General features: G+C 41.6%; 24 protein-coding genes, 1 riboswitch and 1 other annotated feature. Of the genes, 17 read left to right on the forward strand and 7 right to left on the reverse strand.

Going from position 1 to position 23090, the window contains the following annotated elements; genetic code table 11:
- The first annotated feature begins 37 nt into the window (after positions 1-37).
- Entirely contained in the window at positions 38-886 is an 849-nt protein-coding gene (locus Q7A53_RS13685) for an NmrA family NAD(P)-binding protein (protein WP_411789729.1), read from the forward strand.
- Between the two features lie 69 nt (positions 887-955).
- Positions 956-1188 (forward strand) — a binding site (T-box leader).
- A gap of 136 nt (positions 1189-1324) precedes the next feature.
- Positions 1325-2314, forward strand: coding sequence for a tryptophan--tRNA ligase (locus tag Q7A53_RS13690; RefSeq protein ID WP_411789730.1), 990 nt, complete (start codon positions 1325-1327; stop codon positions 2312-2314).
- A gap of 52 nt (positions 2315-2366) precedes the next feature.
- On the opposite strand, the gene Q7A53_RS13695 is transcribed toward Q7A53_RS13690, so the two are convergent.
- The gene (locus Q7A53_RS13695) at positions 2367-3896 is read right to left on the reverse strand and encodes a BCCT family transporter (protein ID WP_411789731.1); all 1530 of its coding nucleotides are present in this window, start codon (positions 3894-3896) and stop codon (positions 2367-2369) included.
- Positions 3897-4081: 185 nt separating this feature from the next.
- Here Q7A53_RS13695 and Q7A53_RS13700 point away from each other — a divergent pair, with 185 nt between their 5' ends.
- The 6 genes from Q7A53_RS13700 to Q7A53_RS13725 all read left to right on the forward strand — a co-directional run bounded on the left by Q7A53_RS13700 (position 4082) and on the right by Q7A53_RS13725 (position 9371).
- Positions 4082-4675 (forward strand): nucleotidyltransferase domain-containing protein, encoded by a 594-nt coding sequence (locus Q7A53_RS13700; protein WP_411789732.1) that lies wholly within the window; start codon positions 4082-4084, stop codon positions 4673-4675.
- A gap of 84 nt (positions 4676-4759) precedes the next feature.
- Positions 4760-6094, forward strand: coding sequence for a DUF2254 domain-containing protein (locus tag Q7A53_RS13705; protein WP_411789733.1), 1335 nt, complete (start codon positions 4760-4762; stop codon positions 6092-6094).
- Positions 6095-6282: 188 nt separating this feature from the next.
- Complete coding sequence (locus tag Q7A53_RS13710) at positions 6283-7098, forward strand: DUF368 domain-containing protein (protein WP_411789734.1); 816 nt, start codon at positions 6283-6285, stop codon at positions 7096-7098.
- 77 nt (positions 7099-7175) lie between these two features.
- Positions 7176-7493, forward strand: a complete 318-nt coding sequence (locus Q7A53_RS13715; protein WP_411789735.1) for a thioredoxin family protein — start codon at positions 7176-7178, stop codon at positions 7491-7493.
- 62 nt (positions 7494-7555) lie between these two features.
- On the forward strand, positions 7556-8638 hold the full coding sequence (locus Q7A53_RS13720; protein ID WP_411789736.1) for an FAD-dependent oxidoreductase: 1083 nt from the start codon (positions 7556-7558) through the stop codon (positions 8636-8638).
- A gap of 145 nt (positions 8639-8783) precedes the next feature.
- Entirely contained in the window at positions 8784-9371 is a 588-nt protein-coding gene (locus Q7A53_RS13725) for a class I SAM-dependent methyltransferase (RefSeq protein WP_411789737.1), read from the forward strand.
- Here Q7A53_RS13725 and Q7A53_RS13730 read toward each other — a convergent pair.
- On the reverse strand, positions 9368-9994 hold the full coding sequence (locus tag Q7A53_RS13730; RefSeq protein WP_411789738.1) for a pyridoxamine 5'-phosphate oxidase family protein: 627 nt from the start codon (positions 9992-9994) through the stop codon (positions 9368-9370). The two genes, Q7A53_RS13725 and Q7A53_RS13730, sit on opposite strands and share 4 nt — an antisense overlap.
- 68 nt (positions 9995-10062) lie before the next feature.
- On the opposite strand from Q7A53_RS13730, the gene Q7A53_RS13735 reads away from it, so the two are divergent.
- The gene (locus Q7A53_RS13735) at positions 10063-10317 is read left to right on the forward strand and encodes a DUF2164 domain-containing protein (protein ID WP_411789739.1); all 255 of its coding nucleotides are present in this window, start codon (positions 10063-10065) and stop codon (positions 10315-10317) included.
- Positions 10318-10557: 240 nt separating this feature from the next.
- Here the strand turns inward: Q7A53_RS13735 and Q7A53_RS13740 are convergent, their stop codons facing one another.
- From Q7A53_RS13740 to Q7A53_RS13755, 4 genes are all read right to left on the reverse strand, one after another.
- Positions 10558-11244 (reverse strand): VOC family protein, encoded by a 687-nt coding sequence (locus Q7A53_RS13740; protein ID WP_411789740.1) that lies wholly within the window; start codon positions 11242-11244, stop codon positions 10558-10560.
- A gap of 84 nt (positions 11245-11328) precedes the next feature.
- The gene (locus Q7A53_RS13745; RefSeq protein WP_411789741.1) at positions 11329-12327 is read right to left on the reverse strand and encodes an LLM class flavin-dependent oxidoreductase; all 999 of its coding nucleotides are present in this window, start codon (positions 12325-12327) and stop codon (positions 11329-11331) included.
- A gap of 79 nt (positions 12328-12406) precedes the next feature.
- Positions 12407-13735 (reverse strand): efflux RND transporter periplasmic adaptor subunit, encoded by a 1329-nt coding sequence (locus Q7A53_RS13750; RefSeq protein WP_411789742.1) that lies wholly within the window; start codon positions 13733-13735, stop codon positions 12407-12409.
- Positions 13736-13754: 19 nt separating this feature from the next.
- Positions 13755-14426, reverse strand: a complete 672-nt coding sequence (locus Q7A53_RS13755) for a hypothetical protein (protein WP_411789743.1) — start codon at positions 14424-14426, stop codon at positions 13755-13757.
- 256 nt (positions 14427-14682) lie between these two features.
- Between Q7A53_RS13755 and Q7A53_RS13760 the strand changes: the two genes are divergently transcribed.
- Both Q7A53_RS13760 and Q7A53_RS13765 read left to right on the forward strand, forming a co-directional pair.
- On the forward strand, positions 14683-15615 hold the full coding sequence (locus tag Q7A53_RS13760) for a YegS/Rv2252/BmrU family lipid kinase (protein WP_411789744.1): 933 nt from the start codon (positions 14683-14685) through the stop codon (positions 15613-15615).
- Between the two features lie 718 nt (positions 15616-16333).
- Positions 16334-16714: a VOC family protein gene (locus Q7A53_RS13765; protein ID WP_411789745.1), complete on the forward strand. Its 381-nt coding sequence runs from the start codon at positions 16334-16336 to the stop codon at positions 16712-16714.
- 32 nt (positions 16715-16746) lie between these two features.
- On the opposite strand, the gene Q7A53_RS13770 is transcribed toward Q7A53_RS13765, so the two are convergent.
- Complete coding sequence (locus Q7A53_RS13770) at positions 16747-17358, reverse strand: class I SAM-dependent methyltransferase (protein WP_411789746.1); 612 nt, start codon at positions 17356-17358, stop codon at positions 16747-16749.
- Positions 17359-17553: 195 nt separating this feature from the next.
- On the opposite strand from Q7A53_RS13770, the gene Q7A53_RS13775 reads away from it, so the two are divergent.
- From Q7A53_RS13775 to Q7A53_RS13800, 6 genes are all read left to right on the forward strand, one after another.
- Positions 17554-18018: a MarR family winged helix-turn-helix transcriptional regulator gene (locus tag Q7A53_RS13775; RefSeq protein ID WP_411789747.1), complete on the forward strand. Its 465-nt coding sequence runs from the start codon at positions 17554-17556 to the stop codon at positions 18016-18018.
- 60 nt (positions 18019-18078) lie between these two features.
- Positions 18079-18186: an RAxF-45 family protein gene (locus Q7A53_RS13780; RefSeq protein WP_411789748.1), complete on the forward strand. Its 108-nt coding sequence runs from the start codon at positions 18079-18081 to the stop codon at positions 18184-18186.
- Positions 18187-18327: 141 nt separating this feature from the next.
- Positions 18328-20184, forward strand: a complete 1857-nt coding sequence (gene abc-f, locus Q7A53_RS13785) for a ribosomal protection-like ABC-F family protein (protein ID WP_411789749.1) — start codon at positions 18328-18330, stop codon at positions 20182-20184.
- 258 nt (positions 20185-20442) lie between these two features.
- Positions 20443-20546, forward strand: a riboswitch (SAM riboswitch).
- Between the two features lie 105 nt (positions 20547-20651).
- On the forward strand, positions 20652-21380 hold the full coding sequence (locus tag Q7A53_RS13790) for a phosphoadenylyl-sulfate reductase (RefSeq protein ID WP_411789750.1): 729 nt from the start codon (positions 20652-20654) through the stop codon (positions 21378-21380).
- A gap of 153 nt (positions 21381-21533) precedes the next feature.
- A complete protein-coding gene (cobA, locus tag Q7A53_RS13795) occupies positions 21534-22310 on the forward strand; it encodes a uroporphyrinogen-III C-methyltransferase (RefSeq protein ID WP_411789751.1) in 777 nt (258 codons plus the stop codon).
- A gap of 10 nt (positions 22311-22320) precedes the next feature.
- Complete coding sequence (locus Q7A53_RS13800) at positions 22321-23064, forward strand: sirohydrochlorin chelatase (RefSeq protein ID WP_411789752.1); 744 nt, start codon at positions 22321-22323, stop codon at positions 23062-23064.
- The last annotated feature ends 26 nt before the right edge of the window (positions 23065-23090 follow it).

The raw sequence follows: 23090 nt of genomic DNA on the forward strand, positions 1-23090 counted from the left end.
TATAAATGATTGTGCCAGCTGAAAGGGGAGGAACCTCATGTTAATCACCGGAGTCACCGGGAAAGTAGGAGCAGCACTTGCCCAGTGTCTATTAAGTAAAGATATTCCTTTTAGAGCAGCAGCAAGGAACCCTTCTCATATTCCACAACAGCTTAGTTTAGATGATCGTGTGGATGTAAAGGAGCTGGACTTTTCCCGCTCTCACACATATAAATATGCTTTTAGCGGAATAAGTACGATGTTTTTAGTGGTGCCGCCGGATTTCTTGGATATTGGAAGTTTGGAAGAAGCATTAAAGGCCGCGAAGGAATGCGGCGTACAATACGTTTTGTTTTTATCCTATCTTGGGTCAGAGAAAATGATGTATATCCCTCATCGGAAAATCGAACGGATGCTCATGAGAATGGGATTTCAGTTTATTTTCTTAAGAACGAGCTTCTTTATGCAAAATTTGGTCACGGATGTAAAACAGAATCATGAAATTTATTATCCATCAGGAAATGGCGAGGTGAGTTTCGTCGATGCTAGAGATGTAGCAGAAGCTGCTTGTCTCTCCATGCGAAGGAAATTCAGGAATGAAGTTTATTATCTTACTGGAAAACAAGCATTCTCTTATGCTGAGATAGCCAGGATCCTCTCAGACGAACTTGGTTATCAGGTGACGTTTAGAAATTACACCAAGCATCAGTTTATGAATAGATGTGAACAGGCAGGTCTGTCTGCAAAAGAGACCCTGCTTTTAGCTAACTTATATACCTCTGCCAAAAATGGAACTCTTAAAAAAGTGACCAGAGATGCAGAGAAGATACTGGGTCGTTCGCCAACGGATATTCGGGAATTTATCAATGATTATAAATCAGCCTTTCACTCACAGATGTCTCCTTGAGAAGAGTCTCTGCTGTAGATCAGGATTGACAATGTTTGGAAGATCAGGTATTATTTCTATAATTTCATAGCTGTTGTGATGAAGAAGAAGAGTACATCGCTGACGCTTTTGCAGAGAACTGGTGGTGGGTGCAAACCAGGAAAGCATGCGGTCGAATGGACTTTGGAGCAATCACTCTTGACCTCTGAGCAGGAGTGACGGAAACTCTCACCGATACAAGAGAGGCTATACTGATGATTGTAGCAGTAAGAGCACACGGAAGTGTGAATGAAGGTGGTACCACGGGAGCTCTCGTCCTTTTTAGGAGGAAGAGCTTCTTTTTTTGTCTAAAAAAATGAATAAGTACAGGAAAGTACTTTGAAAGGAGAAGAGGATAAAGGTTATAGAAATGACTATTCTTCCAAAATCAATCTAATTCGAATAAAGGAGTGAGATTTCATGAAGAGGACGATCACGGGTGTTAAGCCAACAGGTACTCCTCACCTTGGAAATTATATAGGAGCTATTAAGCCTGCTCTAGAACTTGCAGAAGGGGAAGGACAAAGTCTGTACTTTATCGCAGACCTTCACGCATTAAATACCATTCATAACAAGAGTCAGCTAAAAAAAATGACTTATGAGGTGGCGGCTACTTGGCTTGCGCTTGGCTTGAATCCTGACCGGTCATTCTTCTATCGACAGTCCGATATTAGAGAACTGACAGAGCTTCAATGGATTCTTAGTTCTGTGACCAATAAAGGTCTTCTGAATCGCGCCCATGCCTATAAAGCTCAAGTAGATCAGAATCGCACAGCAGGGAAAGAGGAAGATACGGGTGTGAATATGGGACTGTTTAATTATCCTGTGCTCATGGCTGCGGATCTATTACTCATGGATGCTTCCGACGTGCCTGTAGGAAGAGATAATCTTCAGCATATTGAAATAGCAAGGGATATTGCAGAAGCATTTCATCGTCAGTATGAGGAAACCTTTCAACTTCCTAAGCCAATAGTATCAGAACCTTCCGCTGTTCTACCGGGATTAGACGGCAGGAAGATGAGTAAAAGCTATCAAAATACAATTCCTTTATTTAGTGAAGAGAAGAAACTAGAAAAGCTGGTTAAACGGATTGTCACAGATTCCACTCCCCCAGAACAGGCCAAGGAAACCGAGGGCTCCACATTATTTACGCTCTATCGGGAATTTGGAACGGATACAGAACTTGCTCAAATGACGGATGCTTTTAGACAGGGGATTGGATATGGAGAAATAAAGCAGGAAGTTTTCAGGGTCATGAACCGGGCTTTAAAGCAACCAAGGCAAAAATACGTTCAGTTATTAGAGAATCCGGAAAAGATCGATAAGCTGCTAGAGTCAGGAGCTGATAAAGTTCGTCCTTATGCCCAACTAAAAGTTAAGAAAGTAAAAGAAATGATCGGCTTATTATAAAGAAATCCCCTCCACAAAAGCTGGGTGCTTAAGTGGAGGGGATTTAGTGTGATCAAGCTCTTTTCTTTCCCTCTGAAGGTTGAGAATTAATCTTTCGTTCTGGAACATCTTCCTGCCGTATCATCTTAGTAAAGGCGTAAACGAAAATAATGATGATAAGTGTAAAAGGCAGTGCAGATACAAGTGAAGCAGTTTGAAGTGCGTTGAGTCCACCTGCTACAAGCAGTACGGAAGAAATAGCTGCCATTAATACACCCCAGACTATTTTCGCTGGTAGAGCCGGTGTCAGATCTCCGTTAGATGTCATACTTGCTAAAATATAAGTAGCAGAGTCTGCTGATGTTACTAGGAATGTTGCGATCAATAAGATCGATAGAATAGAGGCAATTTGCGTTAATGGTAAGTGCTGATAGGTTTCAAACAATGCTACCGTCACATCGTTATTAACCGCTTCTGCAATTTTTGTTCCATTATTTAAATCACTGTTTAGGGCAGTACCGCCAAAAGTAGCAATCCATAGACAGGCAATTGCAGGAGGTACAATCAAGACACCGAAGATAAACTCGCGAATCGATCTTCCGCGGGAAACGCGGGCAACAAACGCTCCTACAAATGGAGACCACGCAATAACCCAGGCCCAATAGAAGATGGTCCATTCACGGAGCCAGTCTCCGCCTTCATAGGGAGTAAGCCGTAAGCTGTATTGAACAAAATTAGTAATATAATCGCCAATACCAAGTGTAAATGCATTTAAGATAAATACCGTTGGACCAGCTATGAATACAAAGAGAAGCAGCAGCAGGCATAATCCTAAGTTAATATTACTCAGCCACTTAATCCCCTTATTCAGACCCGTACTTGAAGATAATAAGTATAAAGCCAGAAGGCAGACTGTAATGATCAGCTGAATTGTAATTGAGTTAGGTACGTCAAACACTGCATTTAACCCGCCGTTCATTTGCAGGATACCAAGACCAAGAGAGGTGGCAATCCCCATTACAGTGGCAATAACAGCAAGGGAGTCAATGATTGTTTTTACACTCTTGTTTTTCCCAACTACAGGTTCCACTGCTGTTGAAATCAATCCATTTTTGCCTTTTCTAAATTGAAGGAAAGCAATCATCATCCCTACGATAGCAAAAACAGACCACTGACTTATTCCCCAGTGAAAGAACGCATATCCCATAGCAACACGAGCGGCCTCATCAGATTGAGCTTCCAATCCGTCGAAAGGAGTTTTAAAGAAGTGGCTCATCGGTTCTGCTACGCCCCAGAAAACGAGACCCGCACCAAAACCTGCAGAAAACAGCATTCCGATCCATGTAAAGAAAGGGTATTCCGGCCGTGAATCGGGAGGACCTAAACGAATTTTTCCATATTTACTTAAAGCTAAAGCAATTAAAAATATGACAAATCCAAACACAGAAAGCAGGTAAAACCAGCCAAAATCGGCCGTAGTAAAATTAAATAATTTCGTTGCAACCGTGCCAAATCCTTCAGGGTTAACTGCCCCTATGATGACGAGGATAAGGACTACAATTGATGAAATAATAAAGACAGGAGTAAGCACATTTTTCTTCATATCATAGGTCCTTTCTAAAAAGAATTTGTGTTCCAATAAAAACTAAATATTCAAAAAAATGTTCTAAGTACAGAATACCGGAAAGAGCGAGGGAAAAACAGGGTGTTAAATAAATTCCCTATTTTTCCCTGCTTAAACTTTTTCAAGGAGAAGTTATTGTTTAAATGATAAGGAGATTATTAAGAGTGGAAGAAGGTGAGGGTGACATGTTTGGACCGGTGAAAAGAGTGTATGAATGGATGCGTTTGTTTGAAGGGAAATGGATGGTCGCCGGGGGCTGGGCAATTGATTTGCATATCGGAGAGGAGACCAGAATGCATGAAGATGTAGAAGTGGCGATCTTTAGAGATGAACAGCTTCATTTAGGTCCCTTACTTGCGAGTTGCGAAACTATGGCAGTGGAACAAGGGCGCTTGGTCCATTGGAATATGGAGAAGAGACTCGAGCCGCCCGTACACGAAATTCATGTTTCAAAAGGTGGAGAAGTTCAGCTTGAGATACTGCTTAATGAAAGAAGTAGAGGAGACTTTCGTTTTCGCAGAAATGAAGCGATCACTTTTCCATTAGCAAGGATGAATCTTCAATCGGAATTCGGTATTCCTTATTTAAACCCAGAAATTGTCCTGCTATACAAATCGAAGAACACTCAGAAGAAAGATGAAATAGATTTTACTCACATCTTTCCTCACTTAAATGAGGGCCAGAGAGAATGGTTAAAACAAGCCCTGATCCACTTTGAACCTAACCATCCATGGCTTGGAAAGCTTCTAAATAATTAAGATATACAAGTTCTGCCAGTTTGAATGTGAATGGTGTAGGAAATAATCTTGTTATGACTAGAGGAAGAAATGAGGATATTGTTTATGAATATGAATAGAGAAAAAATGTGGGTGAGTGTGAGAGATAGTTTTTGGTTTCTGCCAGCAGTGTATAGTTTAATATCTATTGTAGCAGTTAGCTTAATCAGCGTATTGGACATGCTGCTTGTTCCTCAGGTGAAGGAACAGATTCCAAAGATTCTACTGGCGAAAAAGAGTGTCGCCCAAACGCTGTATGGCTCGCTGATTACTTCTATATTAACAATGACGACCATCAGTTTCTCAACTATTATGGTTGTATTAACTACATACAGTACCCAGTTTTCTCCTAGGACACTGCAGGACTTTATGAAAAGTAAAGTGACTCAGCATGTTCTTGGGGTTTATTCTTTCGGCTTTATCTTTGCATTGATTAATTTATTGCTGCTTGGGAATGGGCAAAAGAATGGGCTCATTAGTCCCTTTTTCACTGTTTTAGTTTCCATTGTCTGTTTAGCATTCTTTGTTCTTTTTATCCATCATTCTTCAAAGTTTGTCCAAGTCAATAACTTAATTGGACAAATCCGAGTATCCACTTCCAAAGTGATTTCCAAAACCTTTGCAGATAAGGATTACAACGAAACCACAGAATGGAATAAACAAGAGATTGAAGAAATTCGTTCGCAGTCCAGAAAAGTTGTTCAAGCTTCACAGTCGGGTTATATACAAGGGATTCAGATGAAGCCGCTGATTGGATGGGCAAAGCGGCAAGGGGTCGTTCTGGAAGCGAATTTCTTTATCGGAGATTATGTTCAAAAGGGGATGCCGCTCTTCTATTACTGGGAGAATAGAGAGGAAGCGGAAGAAGAAGAGGACAGTGAAGGCTGTCTTCACTATTTAATGATTGGTAATGAGCGAGCAGACCTTCAAGATATTGAGTTCTCTATTCAGAAGTTGGTAGAAATTGCTGTAAAAGCAATTTCGCCAAGTACGAACGATCCTCATACAGCAGTAAACTGTATCAATAGAATCGGTTCCTTGTTAGCTGAGCTTGGTACAGAATACGAGCCTATTCGTTATTATGCGGATAGCAATAATCAAGTCAGATTGATGATGGAACCCAAGAAGTACAGTGAATATTTATATAAAAGTTTTTATCAAATCAGAATTTATGGGAAACATGATATTTCCGTAATGAATGGGGTCCTTGAAGCTCTTTATAAAATTTCCATCGTTCATGATGAAGCCATTCAACAAGATGTATGGCGGTTCGGAAAATATATGATGAAGGCAGTAGATGTCGATAAGCTTGATGAGCTGGACTTTGAACATTTTGATGCTCAAGCTAGAAAGCTCGCTGAAGCTTGTAATGAAACAGTTGATTATGATCGAACGGCATAAGTTAACCGCCTTACACTGATTTACATTCGGGTTTTCCCCCAAGCGACTCTTGCTCTCCTGCCTGTTAAAAACGGGGATATTATATTCCTGTTTCATTGCAAGGAGACTTTCCTTAAAATAGTAATCTGGCATCGGTATTTGATAGAATAGTAGAGGTGAATAGTTGAATATAAAGGAGTTTTAGTTTCATGTGGGAATGGAAGAATATTTACCGTGGAATGCTCATGGGGGCTAGTGATGTGGTTCCGGGAGTAAGCGGAGGTACAATCGCGGTAGTGTTAGGAATTTATGACCGGCTTATTGAAGCCGTAAACGGTTTTTTCAGTAAAGAATGGAAGCGGCACTTAAAGTTTTTGCTTCCTCTCGGTATAGGAATTGGTATTTCTATTTTATTGCTATCCAAGTTGATTGGCTGGCTGTTTGATCATTATCCAGGTCCTACAGAGTTCTTTTTTCTAGGGCTAATTATTGGAGTGATTCCATATTTAGCTCATAAAGCAGATGTGAAACGTAATTTTTCTGCCCGTCACTATATCATTTTCATAATAGGGGCAGTGCTCGTCGGGTCTATGGTGTTTTTCCAGGCCAATGAGACAGAGCCTATGCAGAATTTAAATTTCGCTTCCTATGTTCTATTGTTTTTCTCTGGCTGGATTGCCAGCAGTGCTATGATTCTTCCGGGTATAAGCGGTTCGTTTATTTTATTAATTATTGGAGTTTATACAACTGTTATTCATGGGGTTTCCAACCTGAAGTTTGGAGTTATTCTAGCTGTAGGTTTAGGTATACTATTAGGAATCATCTTTATGAGTAAAATTATTCATTATTTCCTGGACCATCATGCCTCGGGCACGTTCGCATTAGTCATCGGGTTTGTGGTTGGATCGATCTTTGTTATCTTTCCTGGTCTTCCTGGTTCAGGTGCGATGTGGACAGTCAGTATCCTTACCTTTATTCTTGGGTGGGGCGCTGCCTGGCTTCTTGGCAGAGTGGAGTACACTTAAGCAGGGCATAAGACAACAGGCTGATTTTCCCGTATGATTTATAATAAAGTCTAGTTAAATAAAAGGAGAGATCTTTGATGGAACCGATTCATAAAACAGAGTCATTTAACCAAATTATTACTAGTGACGACCCCGTCATTATTAAATTTCAAGCAGACTGGTGTCCAGATTGCCGCCGGATGGATATGTTTATCGGGGATATTCTGGAGGAATATAAAGGGTATCAATGGTACGACGTGAATCGTGATGAACTTCCGGACATTGCCGATCATTACCAGGTCATGGGGATTCCGAGCCTGCTTGTTTTTAAACGAGGAGAGAAAATAGCTCATTTGCACAGTGCTAACGCTAAAACTCCTGAAGAAGTAGAGGAATTCTTACAAAAAAGTCTTTAAGAAGGACGTCCGCATGGTGTTTGGCCATGGGGACGTTTTTTCTAACCAAGGAGGTGTAGAATTTGACAAAGCGCTTGTTATTAGTGGGAGCGGGGCACGCTCACTTAGAAGTCCTGCGGTCATTAACAGAAGAGACTCTGAACGCTGCTGACATTTGTTTAATTTCTCCTTCCGAGTTTCAGTACTATTCAGGAATGTTTTCTGGTTATACAGAAGGAATCAACTCAGAAGAGGACACTCGAATTGATTTGCGAAAGCTGACAAAAAAAGCTGGGATCCAGTTTATTAAGAAAGAAGCCTCCGCTATTCGTCCTCACCATAAGAAACTAGTCTGCCAAGATGGTTCAGTTTATCCATTTGATGTGATCAGCTTCGATATTGGTTCTAGAAGTATTCCTTATGAATTTGAAGAATCCGCTGCCAGGTCAGTTAAACCCAATTATCAATTCATTGATGAAATTAATTTGCTTCGTGAAACACCTCAACCTTTAATTGTTGGAGGCGGCGCTGTAGGAACAGAACTCGCTCTATCTATTCAAGCTTATAAAGAAAAACAGCAAATTCAAGGCCAGGTTCGGCTGATTACTTCTGAAGCTCTGCTCGCACCTTCTCCCCGTATAGTTTCGGATAAACTCCACTCCATTTTACGGAAGAAGGGCATTCGCATCTGGGAAAATGAAAGAGTAGTGGAAGTTGGGGAGAATTATGTGCGAACAGACCGGGGTAATAAAGTAAGACATTCAGGAGTGCTTTGGATGGGGGGAGCAATTGGCGATCCTATCTTCCAATCCTCAGGCGTCGATATCGATGAGAAGGGCTTTGCTCTGGTTCGCTCTACGCTTCAATTTAAGAATTATGATTATATATTCGGTGCAGGAGATTGTGTATCCTTTATCGACCACCCTGATCTGCCTAAAAGCGGGGTATATGTGGTTCGGGAAGGACCGATCCTTGATAGAAATCTCCGCCTATACTTGGGCAATGAGAAATTAGAGGATTATGAACCGAAAAAAAATGCTTCCTATATACTATCTACGGGCAATTATATGGGATTTCTCATTTATGGTCCCATTTGTCTCCACACGCATAGGGCTTGGAAGACAAAAAATAAACTTGATCATTCCTATATGGATAAATATAAATAGACACGTAAATCCTGGTGCGTGTTTATTTTATATTCAGTCCAATTTAGACGCTGATCCTTAATAGGTGTGTACTGTTCGAAATCATTGGTTAGGGGAGGTGGAGGTGGGGAATAAAAGAGAAAACTTAGCTTTAGGAGGTTGGAAAATGATCGAGTCGCAATTTTCACAGCCGCAAGGCACAGTGGGCAAACTTGCCGGCTGGTTTATGGCAAAGGAAAACAAAACATTAAATCAATGGACACTCTCCTTCTTAAATATCCAAGAGGATGAGCGTGTACTTGAAATTGGTTCAGGACCTGGCAGTGCAGTGAAAGAGCTGTTGAAGTACAAGTCCTGTGAAGTATATGCAATTGATCCTTCTGAAGCAATGGTGGAAACCACCCTGCGCAGGCTTCATAAATTAAGAATAGATAAACAGGTGTGTATGATTCATGGAAAGGCAAACGAAGCGGAGAACATATCTGTTCCGTTTGATAAAGTGTATTCTATAAACAACATTACTTATTGGGAGAATCCGATCCAAACGTTGGAGTATTTAAATAAACATATGTGCCCCAAAGGGAAAATCGCGCTGACCCTTTGCCCACATGAAGAAGGAGCAACGGATGAAACCACTGAAGTACTGAGCGGGCAGCTGAGTTCTTTCTTAGAGAAAGCCGGGTTTCGAAAAATAGAAACGTTTATAAAGCATACAAAGCCTAATAATACTGTCTGTGCGGTAGGAATGGTTTAGTAAAGGCGTTTAGTATAGCTTTCATCAAAAGAGGATTGAACTTTCTTTTCATCTACGTCTTTTATTTGGGCATGTGCTGCCATTATTTTGGCTGGAGAAGGCAGGCTGGAAGTGTCTGGCCACTTTTCCTTGTTCCAAAGGTGGGATCGTTTAAATGCTTTGGCACAATGAATAAAACATTCTTCCACTTTGATAATAATTCCCAGGTCCGGAATATGACCCTTAGCTTCCATCATCTCCATCAGGTCTTTATCTTTAACTATAGAAGCAGTTCCATTCACTCTCATGGTTTCTTCAAGTCCAGGAATGATAAATAATAAACCAGCTTGAGGATTCTCGAGGATATTTTTTAAAGAATCCATCCGTTTATTCCCCATGCGCTCTGGAATAAGCAAGTGCAGCGGATCCAGGACTTGAACAAACCCGGGCGCATCTCCTCGAGGGGAACAATCGCAAATTCCATTTTTATTGGCCGTGCTTAACAAGAGGAACGGAGAATGGGCAATAAATTGGCTTGCATGCTCATCGATTCGGTGTATCACTTTGTTTAGAGCCACTTTTCCAGGTGTCCCTTGCAGTTCATGCAGTTCTTCTGGGGTTTTGACTGTTTCAAATTTTCTCATTCAATCTCTCCTAAGATCGTATAATATAAGGATATGCTACCATGAATAATAGAGAAAGGGGTGACATTATGAAATCATTAACCAAAGAGGAACGGGGCTACGTGATGGCCCGCGTACAAGAATACTTTGAACTCGAACGTGATGAAGAGATAGGCGAGCTTGCCGCAGACCAGCTTGTGGATTACATGGTCAAAGAACTAGGGCCGATTGTTTACAATAAGGCAATCCATGATGCCAGGCAAATGGTTGAGCAGAAAGTAATGAACCTTGATGAAGATTTACTTTCTTTAGAAAAAATGTCGGGCAGGCCAAAACGCAGCTAAGATTAAACGAGCTACGATAGATGATACATAGGAAAGAGCGAATAGCAGTCAAGTAGTTTTTCTCTGAAATCAGCACCTTCATTTATCGTAGAATTCACAGAGATTGGAAAAGAAATCTTTAGCCATTAGTAAACCCGAACGATGATGAAATCTTTACCCGATTTCATCATCGTTCGGTATTTTTGTGCTCATTTGACAGGTGTGCAAGGTGCTCTTTCACTCGGTTGCCGTTTATTCAGCTTATATGAATATAGGATTAAAGCAGGCGTGAACTTGATTTCCTTCGTTCAACGTCAAGAGTCCATGGGCAAGCGCCCATTGATAAGCAGTATTCCCCATTTGATCCTCCGTTACATGAGGAGGACCAAACTGATAAATTTTGCGAAAAAGCGGTACAGCTTGGTCCAGATCATCTACACCTGTAACGATCTCAGTAAATTCTTGCTCGTTTATACAGGACAGGTCTTCCGGTAAATTTTCACCTTCCCACTCAATGAGAAAAGGGAGGGATGAGACCGATTGGGCTGTTGGGAAAAGCATGCGCCACTTTAATAAAGAGCCGTCCTGTTTTTTTCTTTCCCCGTGGTATGGACCCTGAAAGTTTATTCCTTGCTCAGTCAGGTGACGAATATATTCATCCATATTGTCCGTACGAAGCCCGAATTGGATAGGGCCGGTAATATCGTGATCAAGGGAATATTTCAAGTTGCGAATGAGTGGATTGGTAGTTGTTTCTGCCTGTGAATTATTTTCGATGCCGATCCACTCTATATAGCTGTTTTTAGAGAAATAGCATAATTGGTTATGAGTTCCCCAGTTGGAATGGTGCCCACCAGGAACCCCGGTTAGCTGGGTGGTTTTGGTAAATTGTTTGCGTGCGTCTTCGGGATCAGGAGCAGCTACAACTAAGTGATCAAACGCTAACATAATGTCACTCCTTATAGAGACGTAATAAAGATTTGGTGTCCTTCTGCTGATAACTGTAACCCTCGTTGTATACTTCTTCTTTGCTTAATTTTTCTTCAGGTCAAAAGCTTTGGCAAGCAATTCATAGGATTTAAGTCTTTCTTTAAAGGGAGACACAATTGTATTTATAATAACTTCGTCCACCAGATAGCTTTCAGCAAGCAGCTCAATTTCCTGCTTTACTTTACCCGGACTGCCAACGATCATTCGGCCGCGGTTTTCCTGAATTTGTTCCTGTTCAAATATAGAGTAAGAATGATGTAATGCCTCTTCTGGTGATGGGAAACGGTTGATCTTTCTTCCTTGTTCAATTTTTAATAGAGCTAAATCAAGGCTTGCTGCCAGGTACTCTGCTTCTTCATCAGTTTCTGCGCACACCGCAAATACGGAGACATTTCCGATCGGCTCTTTTTGCTGGATGGAAGGTGTGAAGAAATTCATGTACCTTTCCATAGCTTTTGAGCCGCCCCGGCCATTAATGAAATGGGCAAAGGAATAGGAGGCACCGACATCTGCAGCGAGACGAGCGCTTGTCCCGCTTGACCCTAGCATCCAGATGGGGGGAGCTGATTCCCCTTTTGGTGTAGCCAGAATGTCCATATTTTGCGGATCTTCTCCGTGTAAGTAACCCATTAAATCCTGGATTTGTTTGGGATAGCCTTCTATATTAGGAAACCGGTCATTATTTAGAGCCAGATTGACATTGGGCTTTCCGCCTGGAGCACGTCCTACTCCTAAGTCAATTCGATCAGGATGGAGAGTTTCCAGAACTCTAAATGCTTCAGCTACTTTATAAGCGCTATAGTGGGGGAGAAGAATTCCTCCCGTTCCAATGCGGATCTGCTTCGTTTGCCCGGCTAAATGAGCGGCAAGAATTTCTGGAGTGGATCCTGCAAGGCTTTCTGTACTATGATGCTCGGATACCCAAAACCGGTGATAGCCGAGTTCATCGGCCAGCTTGGCAAGTTGTGTAGTCTGATGCAGGGCGTCTTGTGTGCTTGTATCTGCAAGAATGGGTGATTGGTCCAGTACACTTAATTTCATTATCATCGTTCCTTTAAATCAAATTTATTTACGCGGATGAGAGAGGAAAGCCACTATGGTTCTCCATAGCGGCTTTCAACTACCTGGCCAGTAAACCGAGCAGGCCATAGGTTTTTATCGTGGTTGTCTTTGGTTCGAAAAGGTCCTTTACATAGAGTTCTTTCAATTTAATCGGGGTGATAAAAGTGGCTTGCTTTCTGAATTCATCTTTAGGTGTATAAGCAAGCCATTCGCCATCTTTAAGTCCTTGTTTAATTTCCACTAGACCATTCTCGGTAATTCCTGTTTCCACTGCGCGTCTTTCAAGGAGTCCTTCATCATTCATGACCCACGCATAAAGGTTCTTTTTCGTAATTAACGCATCTTCCTTAGCTGCGACTGCTCCTTTCGCTTCATCAGTAATGATTTCCAGGTTCGCATGATAGCCGGGCAGTAATTGGTTGTTCGGCTGGTCTAAGGTTACTTCAAAAGGATATGAACTGGAGCGGTGCACCTTCACATCTTTAGGAAAGCTGTGAAGGGAAGAAACGGACCCTGTCATATGAAGTTCCAAATCAGGAACATCGATCCTGGCCGTCATGTTTTCTTCGGTTTCTGCCCGTTTTTCTTCATTGAGTTCTCCCTTAACCAAGAGGTTAGTGGATTGCATCGTGAGCAAAGGATCATTCAAATCCTTTGAAATATTCGTTACAGTTCCGGAAAATGGGCTGGTAACCGTGATGGTCTGACCAGACTCCTCAAGTTGATCAAGCTGATCCTCTACCATGGAGATCATGGCTTCCTTCTGTGACATCTCGAGTTCCTTTTCAGCAATTGCTTTCTGTTTCTCTACTTTTGCCTGAGCATAAGCTGCCCTGTTTCCATTGGCAGAACTGGAGGAACTGGGAATGCTGTTCGCCGAGCTATTAAACTGGCTGAATTCACTGCTTGAATTTGCAGATGAAGATCCGGGTGCGGATGGAAAGCTTGAAGTGGAACTTGAAGGTCCATTTGGCTCTGGAATATCAATGCTTTCCATCTCATTTATATAGGAATCTAGTGCATCCCGTTCATCCTCAAGCTGGCTAATCTTCGACTCGAGCTCTGTGTGTTGTTGATTGTAATCCACTACTTCATAGGTGTAGAGATCATCACCTTCTTGAACAGAATCACCTTCTGTTACGAGAAACTTCTGAAAGGCTCCAACTTGGTCATCGAAGTAAACCTCATTCGAATCATCCGATGCGAATACTCCCTTTGCTTTGAAAGTATTATAAAGATTGTATGTAATGGTTTTCGACCATTGGTTTATGTAAGATTTCCGCTCGACTTTGCCGTGATTGTCAAAGTAGATTAATAGAGCATTGGCAGTAATTAAAGCGATCATACATAATCCAATAATTCTTCCTAAATAGTTTTTCTTTTTCATCCTTACGACCTCGGCTTTCTTACCTGATTAAGTAGAGTATAAACAGGTCATAGTAGGAGAGTGCTGCTGTTCCTGCCCAAATCACCAAATGCCAGATGACAGCTCCGGTCCAGATCCAGCCAATCTTGGTGGAAGACATATAAGAGATACACTTAACTTGATACCATACAATAAATAACTGGAAAATAGAAATGGCCCCGAAGAAGTAAATGATCCAGTCCTGGCTGGTAAAGTAGGAAGTTATAATGCCGAATGAGAAAGGTGAGACGTACCAGTCCAGTCCGGCGTATACCATTAAAGGTATCCAAGTTATTCGTTCGAGAAGCATAAGCAAAAGCACATTCATCTGGACAATCATCAACTTCTTATAAGAGACGTTATTAAAGAGCCAGAAGAAGAATGATGAAATATAAAGAATAAAAATAAAGAATACTAGAGAATAGGCAACGCGGCCAATCAGAAACCAGGTTTTTCTGAATTCATAATCGATCCGGTTAAAGTCGGACATATTTGCTGATACCGGATCGGTGCCAAGTCCTATCCAGGAAGTCCATACATATGTAAGAATCGTTAATAGAAGCAGGAAAAATAACAGATTATATACATTTTTAATTCGTTCCGCCTCATTTAATTTAAATAAATGATCACTTCGGCGAAAAAACAATTTCAATAAATTAACCGAATAGGTCATGCTGTCCATCCTTTTTTTCTGTGTCTAGTCTTAACCTATTTTAACTGAATTTGTCACTCCTTGCTAGACGAACCTGCTATTTGTTGGAAAAAAGCGAAAAATGAAAGATTAGCAGAATATCTCTTCCTTTCTTTGTAAAATACAGACATGCTTACTCTTGCTCTTCTTTTCAAGACCAGCTAGATTCTCAGAGAGTTTCAATTTACCTGAAGAAGGTAATCATAGAGGTAGAAGGGAACGGAAAGGAAGAGGATGTATGCCAAGGTACAACAAAGGTTTATTTATTTATAATGGGAATGCGGGAAGTGATGACTTAGAAGCCAAACTTTCTCAAACATTACCGATCTTAACGCAGGAAGTGAAGGAATTAAGTGTTTTGCAGACAAAGTCGCTGGAAGAATTAAAACAAGTATGTTCCAGTCGCGCCCGGGAGGTGGATGTGCTGTTCATTCTTGGGGGAGACGGGACTATTCACGAGTGTATTAACAGTCTAGCAGAAATGGATAACCTTCCTGTCATAGGAATCCTTCCAGGAGGTACTTGTAATGACTTCAGCCGGATCCTGGATATTCCTCAAAACATGGAGCAAGCAGCAAGAGCCATTATTCAAGGAAAAGAACATACCATAGATGCAGGAAAAACAAACGCCGGATACTTTCTTAATTTCTGGGGCATTGGTCTAGTGACTCAAACTTCCTTTAATATCGATAAAGATCAAAAGAGTAAATTTGGCGTGCTCAGCTATTTTATTAGTGCATTAAAAACGATGAACCAGGCAGAGCCTTTCTCATTTAAACTGAAGGTGGACGAGGAGGAAATTTCGGGTGAAGCGGTCATGATATTAGTCTTAAATGGTCAATTTATTGGAACGCGAGAAATTCCTATTCCTTCGATTAATCTTCAGGATGGAAAATTTGACGTGTTAATTGTTAAGAACTCAAATCTTACTGTATTTAGAGAGTTATTAATGATGGGGCAGCCCGGAGCGGAAAATCGTAATTTTCAGGAGCTTTCTCATATGCAGGGACAGCGGATAGAAATCGAAGCAAATCCTAGTCAAGATGTGGATATGGACGGTGAAATTAAAGGGGAAGCACCTTCCTCCATTGAAGTGCTGTCGAATCATTTTACTTTTTTAGGTGGCGGTACCAATGCCTTGCAGTTAGGGGGAAGAGAAGAAGGGCAGTAATCCACGCTGCATTAGAACGAACAGCAGGAAGAATGAACGTGAAATAATTCAAATGACAAAAGCGGCATCCTATGACTTGCCTTGATCCCCCGGAAGAAAGCAGCAACTGCGTTCTTCCGGGGGATTATTTCATATTCGCTGATAGCGAAAGTGAAGTTGAAGCGGTTCCGGATCATACTCAGCAATGGTACCGATTTTATGGAAAAGGTCTCCGCTTGTTAGCGATTAGGACTAAAGGCTATTTATATTAGCAAAAATGAATGAAAAACCTTGGAGGAACACCAGATGGATATTGGATTTCCAAAGTCATCCATTAAGTGAAAGATAGGGGGATATTTACTTATTTTACCTATGAGATATTTCGACAAAAAGCATGCCCTGTTATACTTCATGGAAAGAGAAGGAAGGAAAATTATTAAATGACCTCCCCCTGTGATAAGTCCTGTCCTTCTCTTTCTCCTCTATAGCTTCAACCTATCCCCCTAATAATTGAAACCTTTCTAAGCTGCAAATTTTAAAGTTACTTGTACTTTGGAGGTCTGCTAGTACCTCTATGTTCCAATTTACTCTGTTTTTAAACGGCCCTTTAATTGAATCCTGTACCATTTCGTCAATTTTACACTTAAAACTATTTTTATCGACAAGAAGGATTTTCCATATTATTTACAGAAATAGTTGTCGAACCCATGGTTGGAGAATAGGGAGAGGAGAGTAAACGATGGAACAAACATTAAAAGCTGGAGTTCATGGAGTTTTCATTCATACGAAGAACTTAAAGAGGTCGGCCGCCTGGTATAGCTGGCTGCTGAATCTTCCTTTTGAAGACGAGAAAGTGGAATCACCAGTCTATACGCTTCCGCTGAAGGAAGGAGTTTATTTAACGATCGACGATCATTGCAACGATCCTCATTATAAATTTGAAAAAATTCATACGCCGGTATTTAATTTTCTGTCCAATGATTTAAAGAAGACGTATGCCGACTTGACAGCTCAGGGGGTTACTGTGGTGAGGGAAATGGAAGAACACGGTGCCTTTGGCTGGTTTAATATTGAAGATCCGGATGGCCATGCTGTGATGGTTTGCGGGGAAGTTTCATAAGAAAGAGCCGTCGTGCTGCAAACGGCTCTTTCTTATTTCTTACATAAAGCGATTCCTAGTGGATAATAAACCCCTTCTCTGCGAGGTTCAATAAGAACACCCTTCTGGTAATAGAATTCACAAGCTGAATAAGGCTTGAATAATTCATGAAATTCCTCTGGCTTAAGCTGGTGCACGTGAAAAGGGGAACCACAATCAATGCCGCGTCCTTCTCCAAACGGTGTGGAAACGAGGAGCGTACCTCCCTTGTTCAACAAACGATAATAATTATCCAACAGTGCTTTTTCTTCAGAAATATGCTCATAAGTTTCAAAACTCACGATCACATCAAAAGTTCCGAGTTTATCGACCAGCGCCGGTTCAATGGCATCTGCTGCTTCAAATCGTGATTTAGGATGGTAATAGGCCCCTCTCGCATAGGTGATAATGTCTGGATCGATATCTACCCCGACGATTTCGTCGATATCCTCTTTACACTGCTTTGCTATCATATGGGTTCCATAGCCTGATCCACAGGAAAGGTCCAGAACTCTACCTCGCATATAATGAAGAGCGAACTGGTATCTTGCTATATGTTCCAGGAGAAGATTATTAGTAGGTTTCATAAAAGCAGGAATTACTCGTTCTCCAGTATCTTCTACCAATTTTCGTGTCACCGCTTTCTATGTGATAAAATAGAGAATCGTACTAATTAAATTATGACACACTTTAAATCATATACCAAAGTTGAAAGACAACGAGGTAAGAACCTGGAATTTACTAAGAGTAGCCAGGAAAGGCATGCAGAACAATCTTTTAAACTTTTGACTATCAACTACTAAGAAAGGGGTGCGAAGGTGATGAATGAACAAGAATTATACCTTAAGAAAAAGCAGGATCCTTCTTTAAAGCTTTTTGTTGTTTTATCGAAAGCACAGCGATCCATTTCTGATTTAGTGAAGGACGACATACAGCGGTATAATTTGAATCCTACTGAATTTGGAGTCCTCGAGCTGTTGTATCATCAGGGAGATCAGCCACTTCAAAAAATAGGTGAAAAGATACTTCTTGCAAGCGGAAGCATTACGTATGTAGTAGACAAATTAGAGAAAAAAGAATACTTAGTGCGCCTCCCTCACCCAGAAGATCGCAGGATTACCTTTGCTTCCATTACCGAAAAAGGAAGAGAGCTGTTAAACGGAATCTTCCCTGATCATTGGAAGCAAATCGAAGCTATTACCGCAGGACTTTCTGATGATGAAAAGAACCAGGCTATTCAGCTGCTGAAAAAACTCGGCATGTATGCGGAAGAACAAAAAGGGTAGCAAATTTTCTGAATTCAAGTTATACTGTAACTAATTCTAAAGGAAAAAGGGGGTATAAAGATGATACACACGCACGTGATTGATCAGCAGAAGTTATATTTCATCCGTGCAATTTTTCATGAATCAACTGTTTTAGGGACAGGTCTGTCCAATTTTACAGTTGAATAGTGAACAATGTGTAGCGTCTTATACCTGAACAAAATGTGATATTTTTTATCATTTCAAGTCAGAGGTAACTAGACCTCTGGCTTTTTTTGTCTTTCTGTTCAGTCTGGACGGAAACTTTTGAACCTTTAGGAGGAACTTTTTATGCTTATTACGTTAAAAAACATATATAAAATCATTGGTGGAGATGAACTATTCGAATCATTGAACTTTGAGCTTAAGCCCGGCCAGAAAACGGGGCTTGTCGGCCGCAATGGCAGCGGCAAATCTACCCTGTTCCGGATATTGACGAAAGAGGAACCAGTCGATGGCGGGGACATTTTTATTCAAAAAGGGTTGACCATTGGTTACCTGAAACAAATTCCTGAAGAAGGAAGTCAGACAGGCTATGAATACTTGCAATCCGCATTCGACTCTCTGTTAAAGATGCTTCAGGATATGAAACAGCTGGAAGCAGCCATGGTCGATCCTGAACAGATGGATGCTGCCCTTAAGAAATACGGGGAGCTGCAAGAATGCTTTACCAGAGAAGGCGGCTATGAAATGGATGCGTTGATTGACCAGGTGGCTAATGGATTACAGATCAAGCCTTTGCTTAACCAGTCATTCGCTGATTTCAGCGGGGGCGAAAAGACAAAGCTGGGTCTGGCAAAAATTTTGCTGGAAAAGCCCGATGTCCTGTTACTTGATGAGCCTACTAACCATTTAGATCTGCAGGCCATAGAGTGGCTGGAAAGATACATTCAACAATATAACGGTGCAGTCTGCATGGTTTCTCATGATCGATCCTTCCTTGATCATACGGTAACAGAAATTATGGAATTGGAATCCGGAGAGATTGATTGTTTTCAAGGAAACTATTCTTCCTATGAAAAGCAGAAAGAAGAGAAATTAATAGCTGAATTTCATCAATATCAAGAACAGCAAAAGAAGATTAAAAAAATGAAAGAAGCAATCAAACGGCTTCGACAATGGGCTAATGAAGCCAATCCACCTAACCCTAAACTTTTTAAGAAAGCGAAAAGTATGGAAAAGGCGCTAGCACGGATGGAAAAGATGGATAAACCAGTCATCGATCCAAAAACGATGAACTTGTCCCTGGATGCCAGCAGTCGTACTGGCAAAGATGTTCTCGTTGCGGAGGGGGTCACTAAATCTTACGGATCCCGCATGATTTTATCTGGAGTAGATGTTCATATTCGCTACAAAGAACGGCTGGCGCTTGTCGGGGGAAACGGCTGCGGAAAATCCACGCTGCTGCGTCTGCTGCTAGCTCAGGAAGCACCTGATAGTGGGGTTGTTAAGATCGGTCCTTCCGTGGAGTTCGGCTACCTGCCTCAGAACCCTCTCCAAGAAGCGGACCCGGATCAAAGGATGATTGACTACTTTAGAACTCATATCCGGGTTACAGAGGGGGAGGCCCGTCATCAACTGGCAGCTTTCATGTTCTATGGCTATGATGTGTTCAAAAAGATTTCTCATCTGAGCGGGGGAGAACGAATGCGGCTTAAGCTTGCCGTATTTATGCATCAGGGAATTAATGTGCTGGTGCTTGATGAACCTACCAATCACTTGGATATAGAATCTCAGGAAGTGCTGGAAGAAGCCATTCGGGGATTCGAAGGGACGGTGGTTGGAGTTTCCCATGATCGTTATTTTCTCAATCAGTGTTTTACCCATACGTCCTATATGGTGAAGGGTAAGCTCCACCGTTATATTGGCACTTACAATGAAACAAGACACCACTGGGATAAATGGCTTGAACAGGAGCAGCGAGAGTTGGAGTATGAAAAAGCTTCGACGAAAGAGAAGCCAACACCACCTATCCAAAAAGAGAAAACAACGGAAGAACAAATTGAATCATTAGAAACGCAGCTTTCCGAGCTTAATAAAGAGATCCAGGCAGCTAAAGGAATGGAGCTGGAAGGTCTGCACCAGCAAAAGGAGCGGCTGGCCCAGCAAGTGGAACAGCTTTATGAGGAGTGGATGGATAAATCATAGAAGCAGGCGGGGGTTTTCCTCGTCTGCTTTTTTCATTCGAGGTTTTACCTTCCTCGGTGGAATTAACCGTGAAACCCCTGATTTATATGCTACGGATCCTGCTGGAAAATTAATAAATTTTAGCAATTGGTAAAAATTACTGGCACGCCAGGCATTCGTCATGAATAATATTTTAAAGAATATAAATTTTCTTATAACTCCTGTTGACTTTTCTGCTCGATCATCTTATGATAGTCATCATTAATCAAATATGATCATTTCTTATCCAGAGAAGTGGAGGGATAGGCCCTTTGAAGCTTCGGCAACAGGTTCTTTTGAAACACTGTGCTAACTCCTACAGACCAATGTCTGGTAGATAAGAAGAGTCGATGACTATCTAAACTTAGTATCCTCTTCTTGTCCTCAAGAAGAGGATTTTTTATTGGTGAAATATTTTTATAGCTCTTGCAGCTAGGAGGGGAAGTAATATGACAACTAATAGCAGCGTCAGCTACGATCATTTTACTGGCGATCCATTTAAGGGATGGGAACCGGAAGATGAAACAAAAGGTGCCACCACCATTTTACAATGGGCGTATGACAATTACGGTGATTCCGTAGTTTATGCCTGCAGCTTTGGTGCGGAAGGAATTGTCTTAATCGATTTGATTTCCAAGGTAAAAGAGGATGCAGAAATTGTATTTTTAGACACGGGGGTTCATTTTCCGGAAACCTATGATTTAATAGACCAAATGAAAGCTAAGTATCCTAAGCTCCGAATTCAGATGAAAAAGCCTGAATTAACGATTGGAGAGCAAGGGGAGAAATACGGACCTGCTTTATGGGAACGACAGCCGAATCAGTGCTGTTATATTAGGAAGGTTAAACCTTTGGAAGATGCGTTAACAGGTGTTCCAGCATGGATTTCCGGATTGCGGCGTGAACAGTCAGTCAGCCGAAGTAAAACAGACTTCGTGAATAAGGACGATCGCTTTAAGTCCCTGAAGGTATGCCCCCTTATTCACTGGACATGGGATGAAGTATGGTCTTATATCCGAGTAAACAGGTTGCCATACAACGAATTACATGATCAGGGGTATCCTAGCATCGGCTGCATGCCTTGTACATTTCCAACTGGAGATACTGAGGATTCGAGAGAAGGAAGATGGAGCGGTTTTGACAAAACGGAATGTGGATTGCACGGCGGGGGAATTTAATTCCCCTTTCTGCTTTCTTACCGCTAATAGTAGATTTAAGGAAAAAACCCTGTAAATGATGAAGAAAATGGCTTGTTTACGGCATAGACTTTATGGATAGCTGTCTCAGCAAGTGGCTTGTTTAGGACTTAACAATGAGGATGAGGTGGAAGTATGAGAAAAGTATATCTAGTAGGTGCTGGTCCGGGCGATCCGGATTTAATAACAGTTAAAGGAATGAAAGCCATTCAGAAAGCGGATGTCATCCTTTATGATCGGTTAATTAATAAGGAACTTCTCGACTACAAGAAATCAGAAGCTGAATTGGTGTATTGTGGGAAAAGCCCAAATAATCATTCGTTAACCCAGGAGGACATCAACCGTTTACTTTGCAAATTTGCCAATCAAGGAAAAACCGTCACCAGGTTGAAGGGCGGAGACCCGTTTATCTTCGGAAGAGGGGGAGAGGAAGCGGAAGAGCTCGCTCTTAAGAAGATCCCCTTCGAAATTGTACCAGGCATATCTTCTGGATCAGCAGCTCCGGCTTATGCGGGTATTCCTCTGACTCACAGAGATTATAGTTCTTCTGTCGCTTTTGTATCGGGTGTCGCAAAAAATGATGCCGATGCAGAGGAATACTGGAAACATTTAGCGAAGAGTATGGATACACTTTGTATTTATATGGGAGTGAAACAGCTTCCGGATATTTGTGACAAGCTGATCCGTCATGGCCGTTCTTCTGATACCCCGATTGCTCTTGTGCACTGGGGCACAACTAAAGTTCAGGAAACGGTAACGGGGACGCTTTCGAATATTACTCAAGAAGCAAAACATTTGAAGAACCCATCCATGATTATCGTTGGGGAAGTGGTCAGGTTAAGAGAAAAGCTGCAATGGTTTGAGCAGTTAACATTGGAAGAAGACTCATCGGCAAAAGCGGTGGTTGGATAGGAGGTAAACAATGAAGAGTGTTTTATATGTGAGTCATGGAAGTCGTGTAGAAGAGGCAAAGAAGCAGGCGGAAAATTTTATCCAGTCCGTCCAGTCCGATGTCAACGTTCCGCTTCAACAAATCTGCTTTTTAGAAATTGTGAACCCCGGGATACCAGAAGGCGTTGAACGACTTGTAAATGCGGGGGCAGATGAAATTGCTGTGATACCTGTATTACTTTTCGCTGCAGGTCACTATTATAAGGATATCCCAGAGGAAATAGACCAGCTGAGAGACATCTATCCGCATGTCACGTTTACTTACGGGAAACCGCTTGGAGTTCAGGAGCGTTTAATTGACATTATGGCAGAACGAATAAGAGAAACCCAGATTACACCTTCATCTGCGGCTAAGATTCTGGTAGTTGGCCGGGGAAGCAAAAACCCTGCCACGAAAAAAGCGATCGAGACAATTGGCAGAAAACTAAAGCAGAAAACAAACGTGGCACGAGTAGAGAGCTGCTTCCTTGCTGTTTTGAAGCCTTCTTTTGACGAAGCGGTTCATAAATCTTATGAGGATGGGGAACAGCAGGTGTTTATTGTTCCTTATCTTTGGTTTACGGGCGTGCTTATGCGTTCAATGGAAGATAAGATTAAGGATTACGGAGGTCGGTTTATTTTATGTCAGCATTTAGGCAGCCATCCTAATATTCAAGAAGCGCTTCGTGACCGCGTTATGCAAGCCCTTGGACAAACTCCTGAAAATCAGCTTTAATTGTATGTTAGACTACATATAAATCC

It is taken from the genome of Halobacillus rhizosphaerae, assembly GCF_046719735.1.
Lineage (GTDB): Bacteria > Bacillota > Bacilli > Bacillales > Halobacillaceae > Halobacillus_B > Halobacillus_B rhizosphaerae.